The sequence below is a fragment of the Streptosporangium vulgare genome (genome assembly GCF_042428775.1).
Classification (GTDB): Bacteria; Actinomycetota; Actinomycetes; order Streptosporangiales; family Streptosporangiaceae; genus Streptosporangium; species Streptosporangium vulgare.
In genome coordinates this window covers 105,455-131,162 of the sequence record NZ_JBHMBS010000015.1, presented here as the reverse complement: position 1 = coordinate 131,162, position 25,708 = coordinate 105,455, and the positions used below count along the sequence as shown (strand labels likewise).

Sequence of the window (25,708 nt, the reverse complement as noted above, 5' to 3'; positions counted from 1 at the left end):
GGAGGCTCTCAGCTCCGATCAGTAGGCTCTCGTCATGCAACGTGGGGGAAAACGGACCGTCCGGGTGCCCGGGATCGCCACGGCCGTCGTGCTGGTCGTCGGCGTCGCGGCCTGGCTGGTGTGGCCGTCCGAGGCGGACGTACGGGCCCAGAACCAGATGATCACGGTGGTCGACGGGCCGGGTGACGACCAGCGGGTCACGCTGGACACGAGCTTCTTCCCCCCGGCCGGGGGCGGCAGGGCTCCGGCCGTGCTGCTCGCGCACGGCTTCGGCGGCAGCAAGCAGAGCGTGAGGGACGCCGCCGTACGGCTGGCGCGGGACGGCTACGCCGTGCTGACCTGGTCCGCGCGCGGCTTCGGCCGCTCCTCGGGGCAGATCGCGCTGAACTCCCCCGACTACGAGGTCAAGGACGTGCGCCAGCTGGTCGACTGGGTCGCCAGGCGGCCCGAGGTCCGGCTCGACGCGGCGGGCGACCCCCGGGTGGGCGTCGCGGGCGGCTCCTACGGCGGCGCCATCGCGCTGATGGCCGCCGCCCACGACCCCAGGATCGACGCGATCGTCCCGCAGATCACCTGGTACGACCTGGCCGACGCGCTGTTCCCGAACGCCACCGGGCAGGGCCCGGAGAGCGGGGTGTTCAAGCGCATGTGGGCCGGGCTGTTCTTCAGCCGCGGCGGTCCCACGCCGGGCGCGGCCGGTCTCGCCTCCCTCGGCGGGAGCGGCGCGGACCGTGAGGAGGACGGGGAGGACGGGGCTGACGGGGCGGGACCGCCGCCCGCCCAGCCCCGGCCGCTCACCGCGGAGGAGGTCCGGTGCGGCCGGTTCCTGCCGGAGATCTGTGACATGTACCAGAAGGTGGCGGAGAGCGGCCGGGCGACCGCGGACGCGGTGAAGACGCTGCGCAGGTCCAGCCCGATCTCGGTGCCCGGCAGGATCAAGGTGCCGACCCTGCTGCTCCAGGGACAGCGCGACTCGCTGTTCACCCTGGGCCAGGCGGACGCCAACGCGAAGGCGATCGCCGCCACCGGCGCCCCGGTGGAGGTCGCCTGGTTCGACGGCGGCCACGACGGCGGCGACGGCGAGGTCGACTGGCTGCACGACAGGACGCTCGGCTGGTTCGACCGCCACCTGAAGGAGGACGGAGGGGCCGGGCAGGGAGGCGGCGCCTTCACCGTCACCCGCGACGGCGGACGCGACCCCGGCACCCGGCGCCCGGTCCAGCTGCACGCCGTCGCGAGCGGCTATCCGGGGCTGTCCGGCACCGGCCAGACCTCCGTACCGCTCGGCGGGGCCGACCAGCGGGTGGCCAACCCGCCCGGCGGGTCCCCCTCCTCGATCTCCGCGGTCCCCGGCTTCGGCGGTCTCGGCGGAGCCGCCACCGCGAACCTCTCGATCGACATGGCGGGCCAGAGCGCCACCTTCGACTCCGCCCCGCTGGCCGCCCCGCTCCAGGTCACCGGCAGCTCGACCGTACGGGTCCGGGTGACGCCCGAGCCGTCCGGGTCCTCCGCAGCGGGTGACACCGCATCCGGTGACACAGCATCGGGTGACTCTGAGGGCACCGGTTCGGACGGCGGGAAGACGGGAGCGGCGACGGGCGAGGTGACGCTGTTCGCCAAGCTCTACGACATCGCGGGCGCGACGCAGGCACCGATCCTGCCCGAGGGGCTCGTCGCCCCGGTCAGGATCACGATCCCCGAGGGCGGCTCCGGCGAGGCCACCGTGACCCTGCCGGCCATCGACCACCGGTTCGAGGTCGGGCACCGGCTGCGCGTCGCGTTCACCACCACCGACCTGGGCTACAGCACCCCCGCGTCCCCGGCCGTCTACAGGGTCGCCCTGGCCGCACCGGCCGTGAGCGTCCCCACCTACGCCACCCTGCGCACCCCCTCGACCGGCCCCGCCTGGTGGATCTGGGCGCTGCCGCTGCTCTCCCTCGCCGTCGCGACGGCCCTGCTGCTCGCCGGACGCCGCCGCGCCGCCGACGAGCACGTCCCCGAGCTGGACGCCGTGCCGCTGCGGATCCAGGGCCTGACCAAGGCGTACCGGAACGGCGAGCTCGCGGTGGACGACCTGTCGTTCACCGTGGAGCACGGCCAGGTGCTCGGCCTGCTCGGCCCCAACGGGGCGGGCAAGACCACCACCCTGCGCATGCTGATGGGCCTGATCAAACCCGACGGCGGCGAGGTACGGATCTTCGGGCACCGGGTGGTGCCCGGCGCGCCGGTGCTGTCCAGGCTCGGCTCGTTCGTCGAGGGCCCGGGTTTCCTGCCGCACCTCAACGGCCGCGACAACCTGGAGCTGTACTGGAAGGCGACCGGACGGCCCGCCGAGGACGCCCGGTTCGCCGAGGCCCTGGAGATCGCCGACCTCGGCAAGGCCCTGGACCGCGCCGTCCGCACCTACTCGCAGGGCATGCGCCAGCGCCTGGCCATCGCGCAGGCCATGCTCGGCCTGCCCGACCTGCTCGTCCTGGACGAACCCACCAACGGTCTCGACCCGCCCCAGATCCGCGAGATGCGCGAGGTCCTGATCCGCTACGCCAGGGGGGGCCGTACGGTCATCGTCTCCAGCCACCTGCTCGCCGAGGTGGAACAGACCTGCAGTCACGTGGTGGTCATGCATCGCGGGCGCCTCGTCACGGCCGGGACCGTGGCCGAGCTGCTGAGCAGCCGCACCCCGGTGAACGGCTCCGGCACCCGCCTGGAAGACGTCTTCCTGGACCTGATCGGAGAGAAGGCGTGAGCGACAGCGACGGTGCCCGTGGCACCATGACCGGCGCGACGGGCGACGGCCCCGTACGGAACCGGGGCCCGGAGAACGGGGCCGCGAAGAACGGAGCCCCGGAGAGCAAAGTCCCGGAAAGCGGAGTCCTGGAGAGCGGGGCCGCGGAGAACGGTTCGGCGCGCGGATACGCGCCGGGGCGCACGCTGCCGCTCGCAGTGGAGATCGTCCGGCAGTTCAAGCGGCGCCGCACGCTGGTGATGTTCGGCCTGCTGCTCGCGCTGCCGTGGATCCTGGTGATCGCCTTCAAGGTCGGCGCCGGGTCCGGGCAGCCCACCACCACGCTGCGCATCTCCGACCTGGCCACCGAGGGCGGGCTGAACTTCGCGGCGTTCGCCCTGTCGGTGTCGGCGAGCTTCCTGCTGGTCGTCGCGGTGGCGCTGTTCTGCGGCGACACCGTGGCCAGCGAGGCCAGCTGGTCGTCGCTGCGCTATCTGCTGGCCGCCCCGATCCCGCGCGACCGCCTGCTGCGCCAGAAGCTGGTCGTCGCGATGGGCTACTCGGCGGCGGCGGTGATCTGCCTGCCGGTGATGGCCCTGCTCGCCGGGACCCTCGCCTTCGGGTGGAACGACGTCCGGGTGCCGGGGACCGGCGAGACGATCGCCGCCCTGGACGTGCTGCCCCGGTTCGGGGTGGTGATCGGCTACGCCCTGGTCAGCCAGTTCGTGGTCGCGGCCCTCGCCTTCCTGCTCTCCGTCAGCACCGACTCCCCGCTGGGAGCGGTCGGCGGGGCGGTCGGCCTGGTGATCGTCAGCAACATCCTGCAGGCGGTCGAGGCGCTCGGCCGGCTCAGGGAGTTTCTGCCGACGTTCTGGAACACCGCGTGGCTGGACGCCCTGGCCCCGCAACCGGAGTACGACGGCATGCTCAAGGGGGTGGCCGTCTCCGTCACCTACTCGGCGATCCTGATCGCGTTCGCCTTCCGCCGCTTCCGCGTCAAGGACGTGGTCTCCTAGCGAGGCTCCCGTTGCCGTCCTCCCCGCCCGGAAGGGCGGGGACTCTCCCCTGTCACGCCGCCGGAGCGGGCGGCTTGGAGCGGGTTCCCGCTTCGGGGTGTTCCAACGGCGGGACCCGAGGCGGGCCCCGACCGCGGGGTCATCACCAGTGGGGAGGGCGGTCCTCGATCAGGCGGGCGTCGTCGTCGGCCTCGCGCCACTCGCTCCAGCCGAGATCGGTGTCGTCGGCGGTCTGGTCGGGCAGGATCGGCAGCCCGTCGTCGGCGAGGTCGACGGGACGCAGGTCATCGGGTTCGCGCACTGTCACGAGCCCCATGCTAGCCACCCTCGCGGCCCGCGCCTCCCCATCCCGGATAAAGGCCTCCCCCGGCCTGTCGGACGAAGCCTCCCGGGCGAAGGTCCTCCCCGGCCGGGGAACCGGCCGGGACGGCCCGGGGACCGGCCCGGGGACCGACTCGGAGACCGGCCTAGGGACGGCTCGGCGACGGCTCGGTGAGAAAACCCTTCCCGCCTCCTTCGAACGAAGGCCGGCCGGAACCTCCTCCCGCTCCTCGGGGGAAAGGCCCGTTCCCCCGTGGGCGGCCGTTCCCCGCTCCCCGTGACGCCGGGGACAGGCGGGGACCCAGACGGTACGATGCGGTGGCAGGTTCCGGCTATCCCCCCGTGAGGCGCCATGACAACGCCAGCAGGATGGCGGCGAGACGGCAATCTGCCCAACGAGCTGACCAGCTTCGTGGGGCGCACCAGGTTGCTCACCACACTCCGGCAGCGGCTGGGCGAGCATCGCCTGGTCACGGTGACCGGCATCGGGGGCGTCGGCAAGTCCCGCACCGCCCTGCGGATCGCGCACCAGATGCGGGCCGACTTCAAGGACGGCGTCTGGTTCGCCGACCTGGCCCGCCTCCAGGACTCGGGGATGGTCCGTCACACGATCACCTCGGCCCTCGGGATCGCCGACCAGTCCGCCCGCTCGGCGGACGAGACGCTGGTCGAGTGGCTGGGCGACCGCGAGATCCTCCTGATCATCGACACCTGCGAGCACCTGGTCGACGCGTGCGGCGCCCTCTTCGAGGACCTGCTGAGCAACGCCCGGGGGCTGACCATCCTGGCGACCAGCCGCCAGTCGCTGAACGCCAGGGGCGAGCACACGGTCACCATCCCGCCGCTGGCCGTTCCCGGCGACTCCCCGGGCGAGGACGTCTTCAGCAACGAGGCGGTGCAGCTCTTCCTCGCGCGGGCGAGCGCGGTGGTGCCCAACTTCATGCTGGACGAGCACAACATCGGCCCGGTGGCCGAGCTCTGCCGCCGCCTCGACGGCATCCCGCTCGCCATCGAGCTGGCCGCGGTCCGGATGCGCGCCCTGTCGGTGGAGCAGATCCTCGGCCTGCTGGCCGACCGGTTCAGCCTGCTCGCGGGAGCCAGCCGCACGGCGCTGCCCAGGCACCAGACGCTGCGGGCCGCGATCGGCTGGAGCCACGAGCTGTGCGAGCCGGCCGAGCGGCTGCTGTGGGCGCGGCTGTCGGTCTTCGCCGGAGACTTCGAGCTCGACGCCGCCCGCTTCGTCTGCTCGGGCGACAGCCTCCCGTCCGAGGACATCATGGAGCTCATCTCCAGCCTGGTGGAGAAGTCGATCCTGCTGAGCGACGGCACGCCCTCGGGGCACCGCTACCGGCTGATCGACACCCTGCGGCAGTACGGCGAGGAGTGGCTGGACAAGCTCGGCGAGACCACGGAGATCAGGCGGAAGCACCGCGACTACTACCTGCAGCTGGCCAAGCGGAGCGAGGACGCCTGGTCGGGCGCCCGCCAGGTCTACTGGTACGTCAGGATGCGCCACGAGCACGACAACATCCGCGTCGCGCTCGACCACTGCCTGCGCACCCCCGGCGAGGTGCAGGCGGGGCTGAAGCTGCTCTCCTCGCTGTGGTTCATGTGGGTGGCCTGCGGGCTGGCCCGCGAGGGCAGGCTCTACCTGGAGAAGACGCTGGAGCTGGCGCGCCAGCCGAGCCCAGACCGGTGCAAGGCATTGTGGGTGCTGTCCTACATCAACAGCGCGCAGGGAAACATCACCGGCGCCATCGAGGCCGCGGAGCAGTGCAGCTCCGACGCGGTCAGGGTCGGCGACTCGGGCGCGGTCATCCTCGCCACCAAGATGCTCGGCACGGCCGCGTTCCTGCAGAACGACCTGCAGAAGGCGAGCGCGCTGCTGGGTGTGGCGATCGAGTTCCACAAGAGCGGCCGCGAGCTCAACCCGGGCCTGCTGCCCTCGATCGTCGAGCTGTCCATGGTGCTGCTCATCCAGAACGAACCGGCCGAGGCCGAGGTGCTGCTGCGCGACTGCATCGCGGTCTGCACCCAGCGCGGCGAGCTTTGGCTGCGCTCGTACGCCATCTACGCGCTCGCCAGCGTGTACCAGGCGATGGGCCGCTCCCCCGAGGCCATGTCGAACGCCCGCGAGGCGCTCCGGCTCAAGCGCTACTTCCACGACGTGCTCGGGATCGGCCTCGCGATCGAGGTGGTGGCCAAGCAGGCGCTGGAGGACGGCCAGGCGACGCTCGCCGCCCGGCTGATGGGCGGCGGCCAGGCCAACTGGCGGACCTTCGGGATGCCGCAGCCGGGCTCCCCGTTCTTCAACTCCGAGCACGACCGCTGCGTCAAGGAGTGCAAACGCGTCCTCGGCGAGGAGGCTCACGAGAAGGCCTTCGCCCAGGGCAGGAAGCTGAACCTTGAGGAGCTGATCGTCCTCGCGCTCGGAGACCACGAGGACGGTCAGGTCGTCCAGGAGTGAGTCATCCCGCGGGCGGCTTCCGCGCCTCCTGCTGCCAGGCACCCGTGTAGCGGGAGCTGGTCAGCGAGTAGTCGACGCTGCCGCTGATCCAGAACTCCAGGCCGCGCACGTAGGCGAGCACCGCCTCCGAGCCGAGCGCCTCCAGTGAGGGGCGCAGCGCGACCATGTCGGCGATGGCCCGGTTGCGCATGGCGCCGATCGTCTCCATGGCCTGCTGCCGTGAGTAGCCCCGGTGCCTGGCGAGCACGTTCACCAGGTTGTTGCGGGAGTTGGCGCTGTCGCTCTCCTTGGCGTACGAGATGAGGTCGTTGTCCCAGACGACGACGTCGTTGGCGCTCTCGGTGATCGCCTTGACGTCGGGGTGGCGCCACTCCTCGGGGGTGAGGCTGTGTCCGCTGGCGACGTCGATGAGGGCGAAGACGGTGAGCATGGCGCCGGTGCGGCGCCGCATGAAGATGTAGTCCTCCACCTTCGGCACGACGTCGGCCTCGCGGTTGGCGGCCTCCCACACCTGGGCGAAGAGGTAGTCCTTCGTGACGGTGCGCCAGCGGTCGAGCTGGTCGTCGTCGCCGTACGTGGAGATCCTGGTCTTGATCTCCAGGAGCGTCCTGGCGAAGACGTCGTCGACCTCCTGCCCGGCCTCCAGGTCGTCGAGGACGGTGAAGAGCCTGGGCAGGGCGCGGGTCATCTCACCGGCGCCGCGGCCCGACTCGCAGAAGGCGTCGTCGAAGGCGAACAGCCACACGCACCAGTCGGTCGCCAGGCGGAGCGTGTGGTGTTCGGCATAGGGGTACGTGCGGGCTCCCAGCCAGCCGTACTTGGCCTGGCGGTAGCGCTCGACGGTCTCGTGGTCCTCCAGGATGCCCGTGTCCACGAGCCAGTCGAGGGTCTCGGCGTTGACCCGCTCGACATGGGGGTTGACCTCGCTGGGGAAGGGACAGGGTAACGGGGGGATGCGGAGAGATAGGTCTGACCTACGCTTGGTAGTAGTTCCCACTCCCCAAGGATGGCCGAAGGACGCCCGTTTTCCTATACGTCAGGAAACACCTGGATATCGCGGTTTCTGACTTACTTCTCGAACCATTTCAGGTATTCGTCCTGACCGAACATGCGGGCCGTGTCCGCCGCGGAGGGGGCCCCGGCGTGCGGATCGGCCCCGGCCTCCAGAAGTGCCCTGATCACAGCGGGTTCCTTCTTGAACACCGCGCCCGCCAGCGGCGTCTGCCCCCGGTCGTTGGCCCTGCCGGGGTCGGCGCCGAGCTCGGCCAGCGCCCGGACCGTGTCGGCGTGGCCGTGGTAGGCGGCGAGCATCAGCAGGGTGTCGCCCCTGCCGTTCGTGAGATCGACCGGAACCCCCGCTCCGACGTAGGCTCGGAGCCGCTCCGTCTCGCCGGTCCTCGCCAGGTCGAACAGACGGGTCGCGAACTCCTCGAGCTCAGGGTCAGACTGCATGTGGCCCATTGTGCCCCGGTAGGGTGCCGTGTGATCGCCGAGGGCAGACGGAATTCAGCGGACCCCCCACGGGTTGAGCTGAAGAGACGACCGACGAAAGGCTGGAAAACGGTGTTCGACCCGACGGATCTCTACCGGCTCAGCGGAGACGTCCCTGAGCTGACCGATCCGGTGCTGCTCTACCACTTCGACGGGTTCGTGGACGCGGGCGGTGCCGGACGGCTCGCCATCGCCCACCTGCTCGACGAGCTGGAGCACCGGGTCGTGGCGACCTTTGACGTCGACCGTCTGCTGGACTACCGCTCCCGGCGGCCCACCATGACCTTCGACACCGACCACTGGGTGGACCTGGAGAGCCCCGAGCTCTCGCTGCGCCTCGTCCACGACACCACCGGCACCCCGTTCCTGCTGCTCAGCGGCCCCGAACCCGACCGGGAGTGGGAGCTGTTCACCGCCGCCGTCGGCACGCTGGTCACCCGGCTGAACGTCGGCAGGCTGGTGACGACCCACGGCATCCCGATGGCCGTCCCGCACACCCGACCGCTGGGCGTCACCGGCCACGCCAGCCGTCCCGAGCTGGTCACCGGCCAGACCAGCGCCTTCGGCAAGGTCCAGGTGCCCGGCAGCGTGGCCTCGCTGATCGAGTTCCGGCTCGGCGCCAAGGGGCACGACGCCCTCGGCTACGCCGTGCACGTCCCGCACTACCTGGCCCAGGCCGAATACCCGTCGGCCGCGGTGACCGCGCTGGAGGCGGTGACCAGGAGCACCGGGCTGGTGTTCCCGCTGGAGGGCCTGCGCGAGGCCGCGGAGAAGACCGACGCCGAGATCGCCGAGCAGATCCAGGCCTCCCAGGAGCTGTCCACCGCGATCACCGGCCTGGAGCAGCAGTACGACGCGTTCGCGGCGGGCTCCGAGCGCGAGAGCCTGATGGCCGAGTCCTCGGAGATGCCGACCGGCGACGAGCTCGCCGCCCAGTTCGAGGCGTTCCTCGCCGAGCGTGACGAGCAGCGCGGTGACTGACCTCCGCGCCGGGCACGGGACCGGGCACCCGTACGACGCCCCGGCCCCGCGATGACCGACCTGCGCGTGGGCCTCGTCGGGTACGGCGTGGCGGGGGCGTTCTTCCACGCCCCGCTGATCTCCGCGACGCCCGGCCTGAGGCTGTCGGCGGTGGTCACCGGCGATCCGGACCGGGCCGCCGAGGTGTCGGGGAAGTACGGCGCGCGGGCGGTCCGTGACGCCGCCGAGCTGTGGGGCTCCGTCGACCTGGTCGTGATCGCCTCCCCCAACCGTACGCACGTCCCGCTGACGGAGGCCGCGCTGCAGGCGGGCCTGCCGGTCGTGGTGGACAAGCCGCTGGCCGCGACCGCCGCGGAGGCGCGCGGCCTGGCGGAGCTGGCGCGCGAGCTGGGCCTGATGCTGACCGTGTTCCAGAACCGGCGCTGGGACGGCGACTTCCTCACGCTCGGGCGGATGGTCGCGGCGGGCGAGCTGGGCGAGGTCACCCGGTTCGAGTCGCGTTTCGAGCGCTGGCGGCCGGTACCGAAGGGCGGCTGGCGCGAGACGGGCGGGACCGAGGAGGTCGCCGGGCTGCTGTACGACCTCGGCAGCCACCTGGTCGACCAGGCCCTGCGGCTGCTCGGCCCGGTCGTCGACGTCTACGCCGAGTCGGACGTGCGCCGCTCCGGGGTGAACGCCGACGACGACACCTTCATCGCCCTCTCCCACGCGGGCGGGGCCCGCTCGCACCTGTGGGTCAGCGCGGTCACTCCCCGGCTGGGCCCCCGCTTCCGGGTGCTCGGCTCGCGGGCGGGCTACCTGAAGTACGGCCTGGACGTGCAGGAGGAGCAGCTGCGCGCCGGTCTGACCCCGGCCTCCCCCGGTTTCGGCGAGGAGCCGTCCGAGCGGTGGGGGACTCTCGGCGCGGACGGCGGCGCGGGTTCCGGTGACGACGTCCGCGCCGTCCCCACGGAGCCCGGCGCCTACGCCGGCTTCTACCGGGCGGTGCTGGCCTGCCTCCGCGAGGGCACCCCGCCACCGGTCGCCCCGGAGGAGGTCGTCGAGGCTCTCACCGTGCTGGAGGCCGCCCGGCGCTCGGCCGCCGAACGCCGGGTCGTCGCCCTGGACGGTCGCTAGCCCGCGCGGGCGAGCTCGTCACGAGACATCCCGCGTGGCCGGACCCGCCTCGGGAAACCGCCGGTCGCGCGGACAGGCCCACCCCGGAGAACGCGGGACGGGCCCACCCCGGAGAGCGCGGCGGGCTCGCCCGGGAACCGCTAGTCGCGCAGGCGGGCGCGGAGGGTCCGCGAGTCGGCCGTGCTCCAGCCGTGCGAGGCGAGCCACTCCATCGGGCCGCCGAAACGCTCGTCGAGGACGCGCAGGAACTGCTCGATGTACTCGGCTCTCGGGCGGTGGTCGTCGGGCGGGCGGGTGTCGAGGTCGTCGCGGTAGGTGTCGCTGGCGCGCAGCCGCGCCAGGATGCCCTCGATGCGCTCGGCCGTGGCGACGTAGTCGGCGACGATCGCCTCGCGGGTGGCGCCGGCGACCTCCAGCGCGAGGGCGCAGAGGACACCGGTGCGGTCCTTGCCCGCCGCGCAGTGGACGATGGCGGCCCCGTCGTCGAGGGCCACCGCGCGCAGCGCGGCCAGCACCGAGTCGGGACGGTCGCGGAGGTAGCCGTAGTAGAACCCGGTCACCTTGAGCTCGGCGAGATCCTCCTCGACCCGTTCGGTCCAGGGCAGCACCTTGTCGCCCTCGATGGTGTCGGCCTCGACGTCGGTGTACACGCCGCCCTCGGCGAACAGGGTGTGGTGGTGGATGCTCACCTCCCGCACCTCGGTGAGCGGCCCCGGCCCCTCCAGGCGCACCTCGGCACCCGAGCGCAGGTCGACGACGTTGCGGAGCCTCAGGTCGCCGACGAGTTGCCGGATGTCCCGCCCGGTCAGTCCCTGCAGGTTGTCGGACCGGTAGACCCGGCCGAAGCGTGTGGTCCCGCCGTCGACCGTGGCGAGCCCGCCGAGGTCGCGGACGTTGGCGGCACCTTCAAGATCGATCCAACGCGTTAAGTCGTTCATCACTTTCGAGTTTATACGTCGCTTTACGCGCGGGCAGTTAACGCCCGGTGCCGGTTTCCGTAATTACCGATGTCCCCATATGCCATCCGTAAATGCGCCTTACCTTCATCGGTGAGGGAAAGTGGAAGGACCCCGCCCGTACCCCGTCACGAGGAGGTCGCGTGGAACCGAGGAGACGCCCCCCGCACCTGCTGATCGATCCGGCCCTGCCCCAGCCGGTCTCCTCGGTCTTACGCGCCAGCCCGCAGGCACTGCGCGCGGCCCGGCTGGGGCAGATCCCCCGCCGCCGCCGGCCCGACCCCGTCAAGCTCGTCGCGATCGCCGGCCTCCTGCTGCTCATGGCGAGCCTGAGCACCACCGGGGGCCTCATCGCCGCCCTCGTCCTGATCTCCTTCTCCGCGCTGCGCGGCCTGAGCGACGATCCCGAGAACCGCCGGGAGCGGCGGCGCGTCCGGGTGGCCATGGAGCACAGGGACCGGTTCATCCTGCCGGAGGACCTCGACGACGACTGCGGTGACCTGCTGCGCCGCACGCAGGACGCCACGGAGACGGTCCTCGCCTCCGAGATCAACCGGGCGCGGCTGCTCGACACGATCGACAACGCGGTGACCCTGCCCGACCAGACCTGGCGGATCGCGAGGAAGCTGGTGCGGCTGTCGGAGATGAGGGCCGAGCACGCCAGGCTCGTACCGGGCGCGCCCCCGCCCGAGGTGGCCGAGGCCTTCACCCCCTACGTCAAGGCCCTGGAGACCGCCGAGCTCTCGCTGACCAGGCGGGTCCGCGCGCTGGAGGAGTACGCCAGGCAGGTCCGCAAGGCCGACGGCGTCTACCGCGCCTACCAGCAGCTCCAGGTGCTCGCCGAGCGGACCCCGCAGTACGAGGCGCTGGTCGCCGAGACCGCGGAGGACGCGCTCACCCTCCCCGGGCTGGAGCACCTCACCGAGCAGGCCCAGCAGGTCAGGAAGCTGTTCCACGAGAGCATCGACGAGGCGCGCGACGCCGCCCGGCACCTGCTGACGGCCACCGAGTCCTGACCCCCGGCCCCGCCCCGGCACGCGGCGTGCGGCGTGCGTTCCCGGCCGTCCGCGCGGCGCGGGGGTTCCGGAAGACGGGCCGCTCCCGCCCGTACGCTCTCAGCCGTCCGCGCGGCGCAGGAGTTCCAGGGTGCGGTCCATCCCCGCCTGGTTGCCGAGGCTGCGGTAGATGCCCCGGGCCTGCCGCAGGACGGAGACCGAGGCCTGCCGGTCCCCCGCCTCCAGGTGGGCCTCTCCCAGGTAGCGCAGGCTCCTCGCCATCCACCAGCGGTCGCCCAGCTCCTCGAAGTCGCGCACCGCCCGCAGGAGCGACTCCTGCGCCTCGCGCGTGCGGCCGAGCCGCCCGTGGGCGCGTCCCGCCGACAGCTCGGACCTGGCGACGCCCCACGAGTCGCCGAGCGCGGTGAGCATCTCGGTGGCCCGGCGCACGTAGGTGAGCTCGCGCAGCGCGTTGGCCGGGTTGCCGACCTCCCCGGCCGCGCGCAGGCACCTGGCCTCCTCCCACAGCTCCCCGCGCAGCCGGAACATCTCGGCAGCCCGGTCCAGGCTGAACCCGGCCCGCGCGAAGTCCTCGCCCGCGGCGCGGACGTCGCCGGCGGCGTGCAGCCCCCTCGCCGTCGCGCCGAGCACCTCGCCGTACGCGCGCAGCGTCTGCGCCTCGGAGTAGCGGTTGCGGTCGCGCTCGAACACCGCGAGGGCGTCCTCCAGCAGCTCCCGCGCCTCCTCCGGCCTGCGCTGGGCGAGCCGGAGCTCGGCGAGGTTGCGCTGGGTCCTCGCCACCCACCAGCGGTCGTCCTCGCCCTTGAACGCGGTGATGGCGCCGATCAGGTGGCCCTGTCCCCGGTCGAGGTGGCCGTCGTTGAACAGGGCCATGCCGACCGCGCGCATCGCCCGCGCCGCCCACCAGGTCTCGCCGAGGTCGGTGAAGATCTCCAGCGCCCGCTCGGCGTCCGTCATGGCGCTGCGGTGGCCGCCCTGCCCGCCCGACACCGCCGACCGGTCCAGCAGCGCGATGCCCACCGCCCGCGGGTCGCCCATGTGGTCCGCGGCCTCGCACAGGATCTCGGCGACCGCCCGCCAGTCGGACCAGTAGGCCCGCAGGGAGTGGCAGAGCGAGCAGAAGGCCCGGCCGAGCCCCCAGGCCAGCTCCCACATCTCCATGCTCCTGGCCTGGCCGATCGCGGCGACCAGGGTGAGCCGCTCGGCGTTGAGCCAGTCGGCCGCCGAGGTCTGCTCCCGCGCCGTCACCGGGGCGGGCTCGGTGCCGGCGGGCCTCGCCCTGCGTCCCCAGTCCTGGGGCCAGCGGGCCACGGCCGCGGCCTCCGCGCGGCGGCGGTAGCCGGACAGCACCCGCTCGACGGCCGCCCTGCGGTGGTTCTCGTCGTCGTCGGAGAGCGCCAGCTCGTGGGCGAAGATCTTGACGAGGTCGTGCAGCCGGTAGCGCATCACCCCGGACAGGTCGATGCCCGAGCACTCGGCGAGCTGGGCGTCGATGAGCGCCTCCAGCTGGTCGGCGCCCTCGGGTTCGGAGGTGGCGAGCAACTCCCCGGCCACCCAGGCGGGCACGTCGGGGGCGCTGACCATGCTGAGCAGCCGCAGCAGGCGGCGCTGGAGCCCGGTGCAGTCGTCGTAGCTCAGCTGCAGGGAGGCGCGCACGCTCTTGTCGAGCCTGCGGCCGATCTCCAGCTGGTCGAGGCGTCGGCGCTCGTCCTTCAGCCGGTCGGCCAGGCGCCGCAGCGTCCAGTTCTCCCGGGTGGCGAGGCGCCCGCCGCAGATGCTGATGGCGAGCGGCAGGTGGTCGCACATCCGTACGATCTCCTGGGCCGCCTCCAGGTCGGCGGCGACCCTGTCGTCCCCGGCCAGCCGGGCCAGCAGCTCGACGCCCTGCGCCTCGCTGAACACCGACAGCCGCTTGTCGTAGGTGTTGAGCAGGAACAGCGGCTGCCGCGACGTGACCATGACCGCGCAGCCGGCCTCGGCCGGGATCAGGTCCCTGACCTGGTCGCCGTCGTGGGCGTTGTCCAGACAGATCAGGATGCGCCTGCCCTTGGTCCAGGTCAGCCAGAGCGTGCGCAGCTCGGCCAGGCCGCCCGGGTCGGTGGTGAGCCGCACGCCGAGCGCGCGCAGGAAGCCGATCAGCACCTCCTCGGGGACGACCGGGGCCTCCACCTCGCCGCGCAGGTCGGCGTAGAGGCGTCCGTCGGGGAAGTGTCCGGCGATCTCGTGCCCGAACCTGGCGATGAGCATGGACTTGCCCACCCCGCCCCTGCCGTACACCGAGACGACCAGCGGTGAGGCGCTCCCCGCGGGGTCGCGGGCGCGGCGGCGCTCGGCGAAGACCTCGCGCAGCTCGGCCAGCGACTCGGTGCGGCCGGTGAAGTGCGCGGAGACCGGCGGCCACTGGTCGGGCGGGCGCCACGGCGTCCCGACGGCACCGGCGTCGCGCTCCCCGGGCCGCGAGCCGGCCGTCGTCGCCCAGGTGAGCAGGCCGACGAGGAGACCGGCGATGGCGGTGACGCCGACCTTCGCCTCGGTGGGCAGCTCCCACACGTCCAGCGAGGTCGCCAGGATGCTGGCCACGGCCGCGGTGAGGCCGGCCGCGGCGGGCGCGGCGAGCGGGATCCGGCGTCGCGGCGGTTTCGGTGGTTTCGACGGTCTCGGCGGTTTCGGACCATGCTGGTCAGGTACGTTCGACGGCCCGGCCATCCACACCCCTCGGCGAAGACCACGGCACGCCGCGGTCCCCGTCCCGGCCGGCGCGTTCTCTCATGATTTATTCAACCAGACGCGATGCCGGTGGCCGCGTGTCCTTCCGGCCACCGGCGGGTGAACTCGTCGCTCCCGGACGCCCTTTTCAGGTTTTCCCAGTTCGTCCGGGTTCTCCGAGGCGTTCCGCGCGGGCGTCCCTTTCTCGGAGGCCGCCCGCGCGTGCCCCTCGCGTCACCCGGGCCCTTCCACGGCGCCCGGGTGACGTGTCCGGCTCTCCGCCGCGTTACCGGCCCAGCGCGAGGCAGGTCGCCCTGGCGGTCTTGGACGGGTCGCTCTCCGAGGTGGCGGTGAGGGTCACCTTGGCGAGGTGGGCGCCTCCCGTCCCACGCCGGGCGTTGACGGAGACCACGGTGCTCTTGCCGGAGTCGGCGGTCGCGAGCTCGTTGGGCAGCGAGGCCGTCCAGCCGCGGCCGTCGACGGTCGCCGACAGCCGGTAGACGTCACCCTTGAGGTAGGCGCTCACGTCCTCGGGATGCTGTCCCTGTGCCTGGGCGGCCCTGCCGGTGTTGAACAGCGGGAAGCGGCAGGACGTCAGGTCCTTTCCTGACGGGACGCCGACGGACGGGAGCACCTTCACACCGCGCCTGTTCGGCCCGGCGCCGTCCAGGGAGCGGATCGCCACCGTGTACGACAGGATGCCCTTGCGGTCGCGCTTGAGGTCGAGGACGTAGAAGTGGAGCCGGTTGGCCTGGTCCACGTACTCGAACTCCGAGCCCGAGCCGGTGCCCGCGTGGAACAGCGCGTCCGACAGCTGGCGGTAGTCGCCGACCGTGATGGGCACGGCGGTGCCGTCCGGCAGCACGTAGTCGGTCATGCCGATGTCCTGCGGGTTGGCGTCGACGACCCACTCGAACGGCGCCCGGTCCTCGTTCTTGGTCTTGGCCAGCAGCACGCCGGAGTCGGGGGTGAAGGAGTCGGCGCCCATCCTGTCCACGACCTCGACGGTGTAGTTGTCGTAGCCGCCGCCGTCGCAGAACGGGTCGGTGTTCGTGTCACAGGCCGGGCTGCGGTCGCCGTTCCCGAAGGCGATGTTCACCCCCGACAGGCCGGTGGGTCCCGGCTGGGCCACCCGGGCCGTCACCTTGGCCACGACGAGCCCCGACTCGGCCAGCGCCTCCCTGGACAGGCGCAGTACGTTGGCCTCGTCCACCATCTCCAGCTTGATCTTGTTGCGGAGCATGTGCTGGGCGCCCATCGAGCCGCCCGAGGTGGGCGGGATGAGCCAGCGGCTGTGCGGGCCGCCGGGACCGTTGAAGCTGCCCCGGCTGAGCATCTCCCAGATGCCGGTGTACGCCCGGCGCGCCGGCACCCCGAACGGGTTGTTGTAGTTGTCGCCGATGCCGAGGATGTGGCTGAGCTCGTGGGCGTAGACGCCCTGCCCCGAGCTCTCGGCCTGGGTGGAGGAGCCGCCCCCGGCGTTGGGCCAGATGGACGAGGCCGAGGCCCAGGAGGTCCACTCCACGTAGCGGGTCCTGGCCCAGTTGGGCAGGGCCGGGTCGGGCGGGCCGAAGTCGTCGGTCACCGCCTCCTTGGCCGGGAACTTGATCGGGCCGAACTCCTGCCAGGTGGCCGACTCGTCCTGGCCCGCGCTCAGGTAGAAGACGAAGTCGAAGCCGGCCGGGATCTCCTGGCCGACGGCGCCGACCCACGCCGCCCGCGCGTCGGTCCTGATGTTCCGGTTGCAGGTGTCGCCGGCCGGGCAGGCCGTGCCGCCCTGGAACTCCATGGCGTACTCGTGCGACTTGCCCGGCATCCGGTACGGGCCGAACGAGGTCAGCTCCACGCCGTAGCGGCCTCCCGAGTCCTCCATCCAGTACTCGTGGATGGTGTGGCCCCGGTTGAGCGCGTTGGGGGTGTTGAGGAAGTCCCGGTAGAACGTGGCGACCTGGTCGCGGGGGATGTCGTGGGCCTCGGCGCTGGGGTTCCTGAAGACGGTCGACCCCTCGGGCTGGGTGACCACGAACGGCTGGTTGGGGTAGTCGGCCAGGACGAGCGCGCCGCGGAAGGTCCGCTTGGACCCCTTGACCGCGGGGTCGGCCCAGTCGGTGCCGGGGGGCTTGCGGTAGTCGGCCCACGTCATGTGGTCCGGGTTCTTCCAGTTCTGCGGGTCGATCGCCGCCGGGCCCGCGGGTTCGGCGCGGCGCGCGGCCCCGGCCTCGGGGGCGTCCTGCTGCCAGGGCTGGGTCCGGGGCCAGTGGTCCAGGCGCCAGGGGTGTTCGGGCTCGGGAGCGGGGTCGGCGAAGGCGGGGACGGAGGTGAGACCGACGGGGATCAGCACGATCGCGGCGAGCAGCACTTTCAGCAACCTGGGGGGTCGTATCACGCTAAAAGACGGTATAGACCGTTTTCAGATAGATCAACAATCTTCTGTCAGGAAGGTAGGAAGACGTTTACCAGAGATGCATTTGAGATCTACCGTCGCTCCCCTTAACCTCTCCAAAGGGGACGAACTCACAGGAGTGCCTATGTCGACGCGTGCCGGGCGGATCATCGGCACGCGCGCCCGGGGAACCGTCTCCGTCCACTGCGCCCCCCTGGTCCTGCCCGTCACGGGCCCTCCCATCAGGGACGGGGCGATCGTCGTCAGGGGCGACCGGATCGCCCGGGTCGGGCCGCGCGCCGAGATCGAGGCCGCCCACCCCCTCCTCTCCCCGGTCCGCTGGCCGGGCATGATCGTGCCGGGGCTGATCGACGCGAACCTCCGGCTCGACAGGGCGTCCGACGCGCCGTACGTCCACGGCGTCACCGCGGTGGGAGGCGTCGCCGCGGACCTCGACGCCGCCTCCACCCTCGGCGAGGCCGGGCTGGACGGGGTGACCTACCTGGAGACCCGCTGCGAGGACGAGGAGCGCTGGGAGTCCGAGGGGCGCGACCGGCTGATCACCTCGATCCGCGAGGTCGACCACCCGGGTGTCATCGGCATCGCCGCCCACTCCCCCGACCCCCACGTCATGGAGGACCTCGCCGTCCTGTCGCGGACGTTCGGGCTCCGGCTGCACGCCGAGCCCGGCCGCCATCCGGTCGGGTTCCTCGACGAGGTGGGAGTGCTCGGCGCGGGCTGTCACGTCGCGATCTCCGGCCCGCTGGACGAGGCCGACCGCAAGCTCCTCGGGGTCCGCGGCACGGTGATCGCCATCTCGTCGCCGTTCGCCGCCGAGGGTCTCCTCGACGGCGGGAGCGCGATCGCCGTCGGCACCCGTACGGGCGGCGACCCGCTGTCGGCCGCCCGCGCGCTCTCCCACGCGCCGGGACACGACAGGCTCCTGGTCGAGGCGCTGACACTGGGCGGCGCGCGGGCGCTGGGCATGGCCGAGGGTCCCGGCCGCCTGGGCTCCCTGGAACGGGGCGGCCGCGCGGACTTCGCCGTCTTCGCCGTGGAGGGCGACGAGCGGGACGCCTGCACCCTCCTGCTGCACGAGGGACCCGGCCGGTGCGTGGCCACCTTCGTGGGCGGCCGGGCGCGCTGGCGCCTGGACGAGACCGCGAACACCGGTGACGCCACGAACGGCGCGAATCCCGTGAACACTGTGAACGCCGTGAAAGCCGGTGACGCGGAGAGCAGGCGTCCGGCCTGACCGTCGCCCGGCGGGGCGCCGGGCACCGTGTCCGGAGCGGTCAGGCGGACTCGGCGTCGACCGTGCTCAGCAGCTCCCTGAGCCGGTCCTGCTGCTCGGCGGTGAGCACCGAGAACAGCTCCTCGGCCACCCGCCTGCGCGCCTCGCGCACCCGCTCGTACCTCTCGCGGCCCTCGCCGGTGACCACGAGCAGGGTGGAGCGGCGGTTGGCGGGATCGACCTCGCGGCGGACCAGCCCGGCCTCCTCCAGGGCGTCGACCACCGGGGTCACCGAGCGCGGCACGATCCGCAGCCTCTCGGCGAGCTGCACCATCTTCAGCGGCGGCTCGGAGTCGACGATGACCCGAAGCGCCCGCGCCTGGCCGGGGCTCAGGCCGAGCGGGCCGAGCCGCTCGCCGTACCCCCGCCGCAGTCGATGGCCGACGCCGTGCACCAGGTCGGCCAGTTCCGTCTCCACAGCGCCGAACTTATCCCAGTGCCGCCCGGAATGAATGTGAGGTAACCTCTGTTTGAGTAAACATCGCAAAGGAGTTCCATGACCGAACAAACCGAAAGTGCCGTACGGCACGAAACACCCGGCATGAACGACGAACCCCGCGCGCCCCTGCGGCGCGTCGTCGGCCTGTTCCGCCCCTACCGGGGTCGCCTCGCCGTCGTGGGCGCCCTCATCGGGCTGTCCTCACTCGTCTCGCTCGCCTCGCCGTTCATGCTCCGCTCGGTACTCGACGACGCGATCCCGCACGGCAGGACGGGCCTGCTCACGCTGCTCGCGCTCGGCATGGTCGCGGTCGCCGTCGTCACCAGCGTGCTCGACGTCGTCCAGACGCTGATCTCCACCGGGGTCGGCCAGCGCGTCATGCACGACCTGCGCACCGGCGTCTACGGTCACCTGCAGCGCATGTCCATGGCCTTCTTCACCCGCACCCGGACCGGCGAGGTGCAGTCGCGCATCGCCAGCGACATCGGCGGCATGCAGCTGGTGGTCACCTCCACCGCGGCCTCGATGGTCTCCAACCTGACCACCGTGGTCGCGACGATCGTCGCGATGCTGGTGCTGGACTGGCGGCTCACCATCGTGTCGCTGCTGCTGCTCCCCGTCTTCGTCACGATCAGCCGCAGGGTCGGCCGGGAGCGCAGGAAGATCACCTCCGAGCGGCAGCGGAAGATGGCCGCCATCTCGTCGATGGTCCAGGAGTCGCTGTCGATCAGCGGCATCCTGCTGGGCCGGACGATGGGCCGCGGCCCCGAGCTCACCGGGCGGTTCTCGGCCGCCTCGGACGAGCTGGCCGACCTGGAGGTCCGTTCCAGCATGGCCGGGCGCTGGCGGCAGTCCACCATCCAGATCATCATGGCGGCGATGCCCGCGGTGATCTACTGGGCCACCGGGCTCACCTCGGCCGTCTCCATCGGCACCGTCGTCGCCTTCACCACCCTCCAGATGAACCTGTTCCGGCCCGCCGTGTCACTGCTGCGGCTCGGCGTCGACGTGCAGAGCTCCCTGGCGCTGTTCGGCCGGATCTTCGAGTATCTGGACCTGCCGGTGGACATCCACCCCGGCACCCGCACACCGGAGACCGTACGCGGCGAGATCCGCTTCGAGCACGTCGACTTCTCCTACGGCGAGGTCCCGACCCTGTCGGACGTCGACCTGACCGTCCCCGCGGGCACCACCCTGGCCGTGGTCGGCGAGACCGGCTCGGGCAAGACCACGCTGAGCTACCTGCTGCCCCGGCTGTACGACGTGACGAGCGGCCGGGTCACGATCGACGGGGTGGACGTGCGCGACCTCACCTTCGAGTCCCTGGCCGAGACGGTCGGCGTGGTCTCGCAGGAGACCTACCTGTTCCACTCCTCGATCGCCGACAACCTCCGGTTCGCCAGGCCGTCGGCCACCGACGAGGAGATCGTCACGGCCGCGCGGGCCGCCCGGATCCACGACCACATCGCGTCGCTGCCCGACGGGTACGACACCGTGGTCGGCGAGCGCGGCTACCGCTTCTCCGGCGGCGAGAAGCAACGCCTCGCCATCGCCAGGACCCTGCTGCGCGACCCGCCCGTGCTCATCCTCGACGAGGCCACCAGCTCCCTCGACACCCAGACCGAGCGCGCCGTCCAGGAGGCCCTGGACACCCTGTCACACGGCCGTACGACCATCACGATCGCCCACCGCCTGTCGACGATCCGCGACGCCGACCAGATCGTGGTCATCGACCACGGCCGCGTCGTCGAACGCGGCACCCACGACGAGCTCCTCGCGGCCGACGGCCCCTACGCCGCCCTCGTCAACCGCGACCGCTCCCTCACCTCCGCCTGACCCGGGTCGCGTTCCGCCATCCACCGGAGAGTCCGCCAGGCCGGTCGTTCCCGTCGGATTCTCACCAACGATTTCGCCGAGCTCCAGCGACGGGCCGCCGCGATCGCCGACGACTACACCAGAACGGCGAGGGCTCGTGTCGACCAACTGGCCGGGCTCGGCCTGTCGGACCCCGACATCGGGGAGTTGCTGGGACTGAGCAAGCAACGGATCCAGCAGATCCGCACGAGCAAGAGCGAGGAGCGCCAGAGCGCCTGACAGCGCGCCGCAGCCATCGCCCACTGCCCCCCCGGCTCGTCCCCACCCTCGTCACCGGGCGGGACCTGAACGGAGGGTCACGCTCCGGCGGACGGGATCCGGTCGAGCGTGATGCCGAAGTGGTCGAGGTAGGCGGGCAGGAGCTCGGTCTCGTCCAGGACGCGCTCGGTGCGCTCGCCGTCCACGGTCCGGATCAGCTTGCGGTCGCGGAGCGTGGTCCGGCCCCGGCCCGTACGGATCGAGCAGACCGGCGACCTGGTGAAGTGCGACCGCGGGGAGGTCGCCTGCCACCAGCACGTCGGGACGAAGTCCTTCAGCTCGTACGGCCGGGCGGTCAGCCGGTAGGCCGGGTCGCCGTTGTGCGTGATGTCGAGGTCGCCGTGGCCACCGGGAGCGGGCCCGATCTGGAACACGCCCCCGCCGTCCCGCTGCTCCGCGCGCCCGTCGAGCCGCAGCGGCCCGTCGGAGAAGTCCCCGAACCCGACGTCGACCAGCCACGGCTCGTCGTCGAGATCGACGCGCAGCGCCAGGTGGTCGAAGAGCGGCCCCGGCACGGCGCCGTTGAAGACCCGGGCGGCCAGCAGCGTCACCCGGTAGCCGAGCGCGGTCAGCAACTCCGCGAACAACCCGTTCAACTCGTAGCAGAAGCCTCCGCGACGACGGCCGACGACCTTGTCGAACAGCGCGTCGGGTTCGAGCGAGATCTCCTCGCCGAGATGGATGCTCAGGCTCTCGAACGGCACCGCTTTCAGGTGCGCGAGTTGCAGGGCACGCAGGCTCTGGACATCCGGCTTCGCGGGCCGGGTCGCGCCCAGCCTGTCCAGGTAGTGAGTGATCTGCGATGCGTCCATGAGGCAAGCAAACCACGTGCCGCCGCCGGTCCCTCCACCGAAGAGCACCTTCCACTCGGTGCGAGTACCGCGATCGCCTCGCCGTCGAGCCGTCTCCTCGATACGGGTTGAGCTCCCCGATCCACGTTGAGCTCCTCGATACGGGTTGAGCTCCTCGACGCGCGCCGAGTGGCGACGGGTCCGGCGGCGCCCGGTCCTGCCGGTTCAGTCAGAGCACGTGACCGGTTCCTTACGGGCTTCCTCCGGCACCGGTACGGCCGCCCTCGCCTCGTGACGCTCGCCGCGCGAACGCAGCCCGAACCAGACAAGAGCCACGCTGACGAGGGTCACGGCCACGTTCACGCTCAGCGCGAGCCGGATGCCGGTCAGCTCCACGCTCTGCGTCGCGGCGACCGCGCTCAGGACCGGGATGCCGATGGTGATGGCCACCTGCTGGGTCATCGAGGTCAGGCCCGTGGCCAGGCCCTGCTCCTCGTCCGGCAACCCCGAGGTCCCGGTCACCGTGTACGCCACGATGGAGGTCACGTGGCCGAAGAACCCGATGAACAGCGCGGGGATCACGACCGCGAGCGCTACCTGGCCGGTGCCGAGGAACACCAGCGGCAGGGTCGTCAGGCCCTGCACGGCCAGGCCCACGGTCAGGACCTGACGGCTGCCGAAGCGCCCGATGAGGCGCCCGGCGATCACCCCCGCCGCCACGGACGCCAGTCCCGGAATGCCGAAGATCAGACCGGTGGCCAGCGGGGAGAAGCCCAAGGTCTTTTGCAGGTAGATCGTCATCAGGAAGATCATGGCGGTCTCCATGGTGAAGACCACGAACCCCGCGTAGTTACCCCACTTCACCGTGGGCCGCCTGAGGATGCGCACCGGGATGAGCGGCGCGGGCGAGCGCAGCTCGATCACCCAGAACGCGGCCAGCAGCAGCACGCCGACGACGGCCGAGAGGATGTTCCTCTCGATGGCCGCGTAGATCACGGCCAGCAGGCCACCGGTCACGGTCACCGCTCCCGGCAGGTCCGGCCTCACCCGGTCGGGCAGGCGGCTCTCGCCGATCAGGAAGGGGGTGAGCAGCAGGATGACCAGGGCGACCGGGACGTTGATGAAGAACGCGGCCCGCCAGCTCAGCAGGCTGACGAGGGTGCCGCCGGCCAGGGCGCCGATGGTGAAGCCGCCGGAGAGCAGCGCGCCGTTGAGGCCGAGGACGCGGTCGCGCGTCGTGCCTTCCGTGAAAGTGGTGGTGAGCAGTGACAACGCCGCGGGAATCGCCATCGCGGTGGCGAAGCCCTGCAGCACTCGTGCGGTCAGGAGCATCTCGGGGTTGGACGCGAGGCCACCGAGCAACGAGGCCCCGGTCAGCACGACCACACCGGACAGGAACAGCCTGCGGCGGCCGAACAGGTCCGCCAACCGGCCGAACAGGAGGGTGAAACCGGCCGCGGGCAGGGCGTACGCGGAGGTGATCCAGGGAAGCCCGGCCAGTCCCAGCCCGACGCCCGCGCCGACCTCCGGCAGCGCGACGTTCAGGATCGAGAAGTCGACGGACATCATGAACCCCGCACCGAGCAGAACGAGCAGGATCAGCCGCTGCCTGCCGCCGAAACGCGGGGGCGCGGTCGTGTAGGTGGTCAAGAGACGATTCCCTTTCCTCAAAAGCCCGATGTCGTCAACGGTCAGCACGCCGTCCAGCCGGCGCCTGGCTCACATGACGAGGTGTTCCTGTTCTCGCGGGGCATCGCGGATCCCATCCGGATCCCATCGACGCCGGAAGAGCTGCCGCCGCAGCCCACGCGGCACGACCCGTACGACGTGGCACGGCTGTTCTGGCGTAACCGTTCTGGCACGGCCCATCTGGCACGGCCGATCAGCGGCCCGGTGGCCTGGCGGCCGACCGTCCGTTCTTCCCCGAGTTCTTCCCTCCGGCCGGACCGAGCGGCTCACGCCCGGCCCCATGTCCGGTCTCGCGCCCGCCGCCGCGCCTCGATGCCCCCGATGGCGCTCACCCGGTCGGGGCGGCGGCTCCGGCTCCCCTACCTCCGGCCTCGCTTCGGCATCCGTTTTTCGTGGCGGGCTCGACGCGCCCCGGCCAGATGGGCACGAACGGATGTGACACGAACCCATGCCGCCCGACGAGCCGTCAGCCCGTCACGTTCACAGGAAGGTGTTCTGGCCGGGGAAGACGTCGGCCCCCGGCCAGAGTGCTAGCGCGAATCCCGCTCCGCCTCTTCGGCGACACGCTTGATGTTCGCCAGCCGCCTGTCCCAGTCGGCCGCGAGCGCGGTCATCCATCGCCCCGCCGTGTCCAGGGCCGCGGGCCGCACCACGTACCGCACCTCGCGTCCGACCCGGCTGCCGGAGACCAGCCCGGCGGATTCCAGGACGGCGAGGTGCTTGACCACCGCCTGCCGCGAGACGGGGAGTCCTTCGGCGAGCGTCGTCGCGGTGGCCTCGCCTCGTTCGGCGAGCAGATCGAGCAGCAGACGTCGTGTCGGGTCGGCCAGCGCGACGAGGACGCTGTCGACCGGCTCGACGGGGCCGCGACGCTCGTCCGTCACACGGATGACTGCTCGACACGCGCCTTGAGCGCGTCGAGCTCCAGGGGCCAGCCGTCGGTGTTGTTCTTCAGCGCCTGGCCGCGCAGTTCCTCGGACCCGGCCAGCGCGGCGAACCCGCTCTCGACGACACGAAGCCTCGTCTTGTCGCCCTCCGGGGTCAGCGTGAACTCCACGAGGGTGCTGTTGTCCTCGCGCAACTCCTCTCCGGGGAACGCGCTGGCCCAGCGGTACGCCAGGTACGTCGGCGGCTCGACCTTCTCCACGCGCACCGGGAAGTCGCCGTGCTCCGCGTTCTTCGCCACCATCGACTCGCCTTCCCTGGCCTCGGTGCCGGACAGGCTCCCCTTGTCGGCCACCCAGAACCCGGGCTGGGCCACCAGCGACCAGACCCGCTCCAGGGATGCCGCGATCAGGGTTTCGCGTTCGATTCGATCCTCGCTCATGCGGAGACTCCTTCGCCGTCGCCATTAGATGCAACCCAAGAGTTGCACATCAATCTTTCAGGCGCAACCCTGGAGTTGCACTTCGATCGGCCGTCGGGCGCTGACCGGTGGTCCGCCCCGCGCGTTCGCGCTGGTCCAGGAGTTCGGCGACCACAGCCCGGACGGAAGCGGCCCGCGTCAGCGGTCCTTGCCGTCCGGGCGCGTGCGGACACCGTCCAGGTGTGCGCGCAGACCCGCCATGATCACGCTCAGCCCGTACTCGAAATCGGCGTCGGCCCTCTCGCGACACTCCCCCGGCGCCCGCCTCTCGGCGCCCGCCTGCTCCTCGACGGCCCACCCGACGGTGTAGCGGTTGACGACCAGGACCACCCGTCGGGCGTCCTCCGGAGGGAAGCCCGCCTCGCCGAGCACCTCGATCGCGGAGTCGGAGACCGCGTCCTGGTTCCCGACGGGCCGGGCGCCGATGTGCAGCCGCGCGCCGTCGCGGCGGGACAGCAGGCTCCGGCGCAGCGCCCGCCCCCGCTCGGCGAGCCAGTCGGCCCAGTCCTGGCCGGGTCCGGGGCGGGCCAGGTGGGCGAACGCGTCCTCCACCATGGTCGCGGCCATGTGGTCGAGCAGCTCCCGCTGGCCGCCGAAGTGGCGGTACAGCGCGGATGGCTGCACGTCGAGCTCCTGCGCGAGCCTGCGCGTGGTCAGGCCGTCGAGCCCCAGCTCGTCGAGCAGTCGTAGCGCCGTCCGCATCACCGTGGCCCGCGTGTGTCGCATCCGTTGCCTCCCCACGTCCCGTTACCGACGATAACTTCACGTGACGCCGAACGCTCGGCCCCGGCTCCGCACGTACCGGGCTCCAGAAGATC

20 protein-coding genes are annotated in these 25,708 nt (G+C 71.8%); 8 read left to right on the top strand and 12 right to left on the bottom strand.

From position 1 onward, the window contains the following. The first annotated feature begins 34 nt into the window (after positions 1-34). Together ACFFRH_RS28125 and ACFFRH_RS28120 are read left to right on the top strand one after the other, a co-directional pair. Positions 35-2,746: an alpha/beta fold hydrolase gene (locus tag ACFFRH_RS28125; RefSeq protein ID WP_386160790.1), complete on the top strand. Its 2,712-nt coding sequence runs from the start codon at positions 35-37 to the stop codon at positions 2,744-2,746. Further along, positions 2,743-3,741, top strand: coding sequence for an ABC transporter permease (locus ACFFRH_RS28120; protein WP_386160788.1), 999 nt, complete (start codon positions 2,743-2,745; stop codon positions 3,739-3,741). Before ACFFRH_RS28125 ends, ACFFRH_RS28120 begins: the two co-directional genes overlap by 4 nt. A 142-nt stretch (positions 3,742-3,883) precedes the next feature. Here the strand turns inward: ACFFRH_RS28120 and ACFFRH_RS28115 are convergent, their stop codons facing one another. Next, positions 3,884-4,048 (bottom strand): hypothetical protein, encoded by a 165-nt coding sequence (locus ACFFRH_RS28115; protein WP_386160786.1) that lies wholly within the window; start codon positions 4,046-4,048, stop codon positions 3,884-3,886. Positions 4,049-4,414: 366 nt separating this feature from the next. Here ACFFRH_RS28115 and ACFFRH_RS28110 point away from each other — a divergent pair, with 366 nt between their 5' ends. Beyond that, the gene (locus ACFFRH_RS28110; RefSeq protein ID WP_386160784.1) at positions 4,415-6,529 is read left to right on the top strand and encodes an ATP-binding protein; all 2,115 of its coding nucleotides are present in this window, start codon (positions 4,415-4,417) and stop codon (positions 6,527-6,529) included. 1 nt (position 6,530) lies between these two features. Here ACFFRH_RS28110 and ACFFRH_RS28105 read toward each other — a convergent pair whose 3' ends face one another. Then, positions 6,531-7,526, bottom strand: a complete 996-nt coding sequence (locus tag ACFFRH_RS28105; protein ID WP_386160782.1) for a 4-epi-cubebol synthase — start codon at positions 7,524-7,526, stop codon at positions 6,531-6,533. Between the two features lie 71 nt (positions 7,527-7,597). Further along, positions 7,598-7,990, bottom strand: a complete 393-nt coding sequence (locus ACFFRH_RS28100; protein ID WP_386160780.1) for an ankyrin repeat domain-containing protein — start codon at positions 7,988-7,990, stop codon at positions 7,598-7,600. 102 nt (positions 7,991-8,092) lie between these two features. Here ACFFRH_RS28100 and ACFFRH_RS28095 point away from each other — a divergent pair, with 102 nt between their 5' ends. Beyond that, positions 8,093-9,001 carry a proteasome assembly chaperone family protein gene (locus ACFFRH_RS28095; RefSeq protein WP_386160778.1) on the top strand — a complete coding sequence of 303 codons (909 nt, stop codon included), beginning with the start codon at positions 8,093-8,095 and terminating at the stop codon, positions 8,999-9,001. A 51-nt stretch (positions 9,002-9,052) separates the two neighbouring features. Continuing rightward, a complete protein-coding gene (locus tag ACFFRH_RS28090; RefSeq protein WP_386160776.1) occupies positions 9,053-10,117 on the top strand; it encodes a Gfo/Idh/MocA family oxidoreductase in 1,065 nt (354 codons plus the stop codon). A 140-nt stretch (positions 10,118-10,257) separates the two neighbouring features. Here ACFFRH_RS28090 and ACFFRH_RS28085 read toward each other — a convergent pair whose 3' ends face one another. Next, positions 10,258-11,055 (bottom strand): tyrosine-protein phosphatase, encoded by a 798-nt coding sequence (locus tag ACFFRH_RS28085; RefSeq protein ID WP_386160774.1) that lies wholly within the window; start codon positions 11,053-11,055, stop codon positions 10,258-10,260. A 161-nt stretch (positions 11,056-11,216) separates the two neighbouring features. Between ACFFRH_RS28085 and ACFFRH_RS28080 the strand changes: the two genes are divergently transcribed. Beyond that, positions 11,217-12,089 (top strand): hypothetical protein, encoded by an 873-nt coding sequence (locus ACFFRH_RS28080; RefSeq protein WP_386160772.1) that lies wholly within the window; start codon positions 11,217-11,219, stop codon positions 12,087-12,089. A gap of 99 nt (positions 12,090-12,188) precedes the next feature. Here ACFFRH_RS28080 and ACFFRH_RS28075 read toward each other — a convergent pair whose 3' ends face one another. Both ACFFRH_RS28075 and ACFFRH_RS28070 read right to left on the bottom strand, forming a co-directional pair. Next, positions 12,189-14,669: a tetratricopeptide repeat protein gene (locus ACFFRH_RS28075; protein ID WP_386160770.1), complete on the bottom strand. Its 2,481-nt coding sequence runs from the start codon at positions 14,667-14,669 to the stop codon at positions 12,189-12,191. A 412-nt stretch (positions 14,670-15,081) separates the two neighbouring features. Beyond that, complete coding sequence (locus ACFFRH_RS28070; protein WP_386160768.1) at positions 15,082-17,181, bottom strand: M6 family metalloprotease domain-containing protein; 2,100 nt, start codon at positions 17,179-17,181, stop codon at positions 15,082-15,084. 142 nt (positions 17,182-17,323) lie between these two features. Between ACFFRH_RS28070 and ACFFRH_RS28065 the strand changes: the two genes are divergently transcribed. Next, complete coding sequence (locus tag ACFFRH_RS28065; RefSeq protein WP_344743982.1) at positions 17,324-18,433, top strand: amidohydrolase family protein; 1,110 nt, start codon at positions 17,324-17,326, stop codon at positions 18,431-18,433. Between the two features lie 40 nt (positions 18,434-18,473). Here ACFFRH_RS28065 and ACFFRH_RS28060 read toward each other — a convergent pair whose 3' ends face one another. Continuing rightward, positions 18,474-18,890 (bottom strand): MarR family winged helix-turn-helix transcriptional regulator, encoded by a 417-nt coding sequence (locus ACFFRH_RS28060; RefSeq protein WP_344743983.1) that lies wholly within the window; start codon positions 18,888-18,890, stop codon positions 18,474-18,476. A gap of 78 nt (positions 18,891-18,968) precedes the next feature. Here ACFFRH_RS28060 and ACFFRH_RS28055 point away from each other — a divergent pair, with 78 nt between their 5' ends. Continuing rightward, a complete protein-coding gene (locus tag ACFFRH_RS28055; RefSeq protein WP_386160765.1) occupies positions 18,969-20,747 on the top strand; it encodes an ABC transporter ATP-binding protein in 1,779 nt (592 codons plus the stop codon). A gap of 335 nt (positions 20,748-21,082) precedes the next feature. On the opposite strand, the gene ACFFRH_RS28050 is transcribed toward ACFFRH_RS28055, so the two are convergent. From ACFFRH_RS28050 to ACFFRH_RS28030, 5 genes are all read right to left on the bottom strand, one after another. Next, a complete protein-coding gene (locus tag ACFFRH_RS28050) occupies positions 21,083-21,856 on the bottom strand; it encodes an arylamine N-acetyltransferase family protein (RefSeq protein WP_386160763.1) in 774 nt (257 codons plus the stop codon). Positions 21,857-22,060: 204 nt separating this feature from the next. Beyond that, positions 22,061-23,485, bottom strand: coding sequence for an MFS transporter (locus ACFFRH_RS28045; RefSeq protein ID WP_386160761.1), 1,425 nt, complete (start codon positions 23,483-23,485; stop codon positions 22,061-22,063). 569 nt (positions 23,486-24,054) lie between these two features. Continuing rightward, positions 24,055-24,408, bottom strand: coding sequence for an ArsR/SmtB family transcription factor (locus ACFFRH_RS28040; RefSeq protein ID WP_386160759.1), 354 nt, complete (start codon positions 24,406-24,408; stop codon positions 24,055-24,057). Further along, entirely contained in the window at positions 24,405-24,851 is a 447-nt protein-coding gene (locus ACFFRH_RS28035; protein WP_386160757.1) for an SRPBCC domain-containing protein, read from the bottom strand. The genes ACFFRH_RS28040 and ACFFRH_RS28035 overlap by 4 nt, the downstream gene beginning before the upstream one ends. A gap of 177 nt (positions 24,852-25,028) precedes the next feature. Continuing rightward, positions 25,029-25,616 (bottom strand): TetR/AcrR family transcriptional regulator C-terminal domain-containing protein, encoded by a 588-nt coding sequence (locus tag ACFFRH_RS28030; protein ID WP_386160755.1) that lies wholly within the window; start codon positions 25,614-25,616, stop codon positions 25,029-25,031. Between the last annotated feature and the right edge of the window lie 92 nt (positions 25,617-25,708).

Coding starts and splice junctions, on each gene's coding strand:
- ACFFRH_RS28065 (WP_344743982.1), top strand. CDS start 17,324: ATGTCGACGCGTGCCGGGCGGATCATCGGCACGCGCGCCCGGGGAACC.
- ACFFRH_RS28100 (WP_386160780.1), bottom strand. CDS start 7,990: ATGGGCCACATGCAGTCTGACCCTGAGCTCGAGGAGTTCGCGACCCGT.
- ACFFRH_RS28035 (WP_386160757.1), bottom strand. CDS start 24,851: ATGAGCGAGGATCGAATCGAACGCGAAACCCTGATCGCGGCATCCCTG.
- ACFFRH_RS28125 (WP_386160790.1), top strand. CDS start 35: ATGCAACGTGGGGGAAAACGGACCGTCCGGGTGCCCGGGATCGCCACG.
- ACFFRH_RS28050 (WP_386160763.1), bottom strand. CDS start 21,856: ATGGACGCATCGCAGATCACTCACTACCTGGACAGGCTGGGCGCGACC.
- ACFFRH_RS28055 (WP_386160765.1), top strand. CDS start 18,969: ATGACCGAACAAACCGAAAGTGCCGTACGGCACGAAACACCCGGCATG.
- ACFFRH_RS28085 (WP_386160774.1), bottom strand. CDS start 11,055: ATGAACGACTTAACGCGTTGGATCGATCTTGAAGGTGCCGCCAACGTC.
- ACFFRH_RS28110 (WP_386160784.1), top strand. CDS start 4,415: ATGACAACGCCAGCAGGATGGCGGCGAGACGGCAATCTGCCCAACGAG.
- ACFFRH_RS28030 (WP_386160755.1), bottom strand. CDS start 25,616: ATGCGACACACGCGGGCCACGGTGATGCGGACGGCGCTACGACTGCTC.
- ACFFRH_RS28090 (WP_386160776.1), top strand. CDS start 9,053: ATGACCGACCTGCGCGTGGGCCTCGTCGGGTACGGCGTGGCGGGGGCG.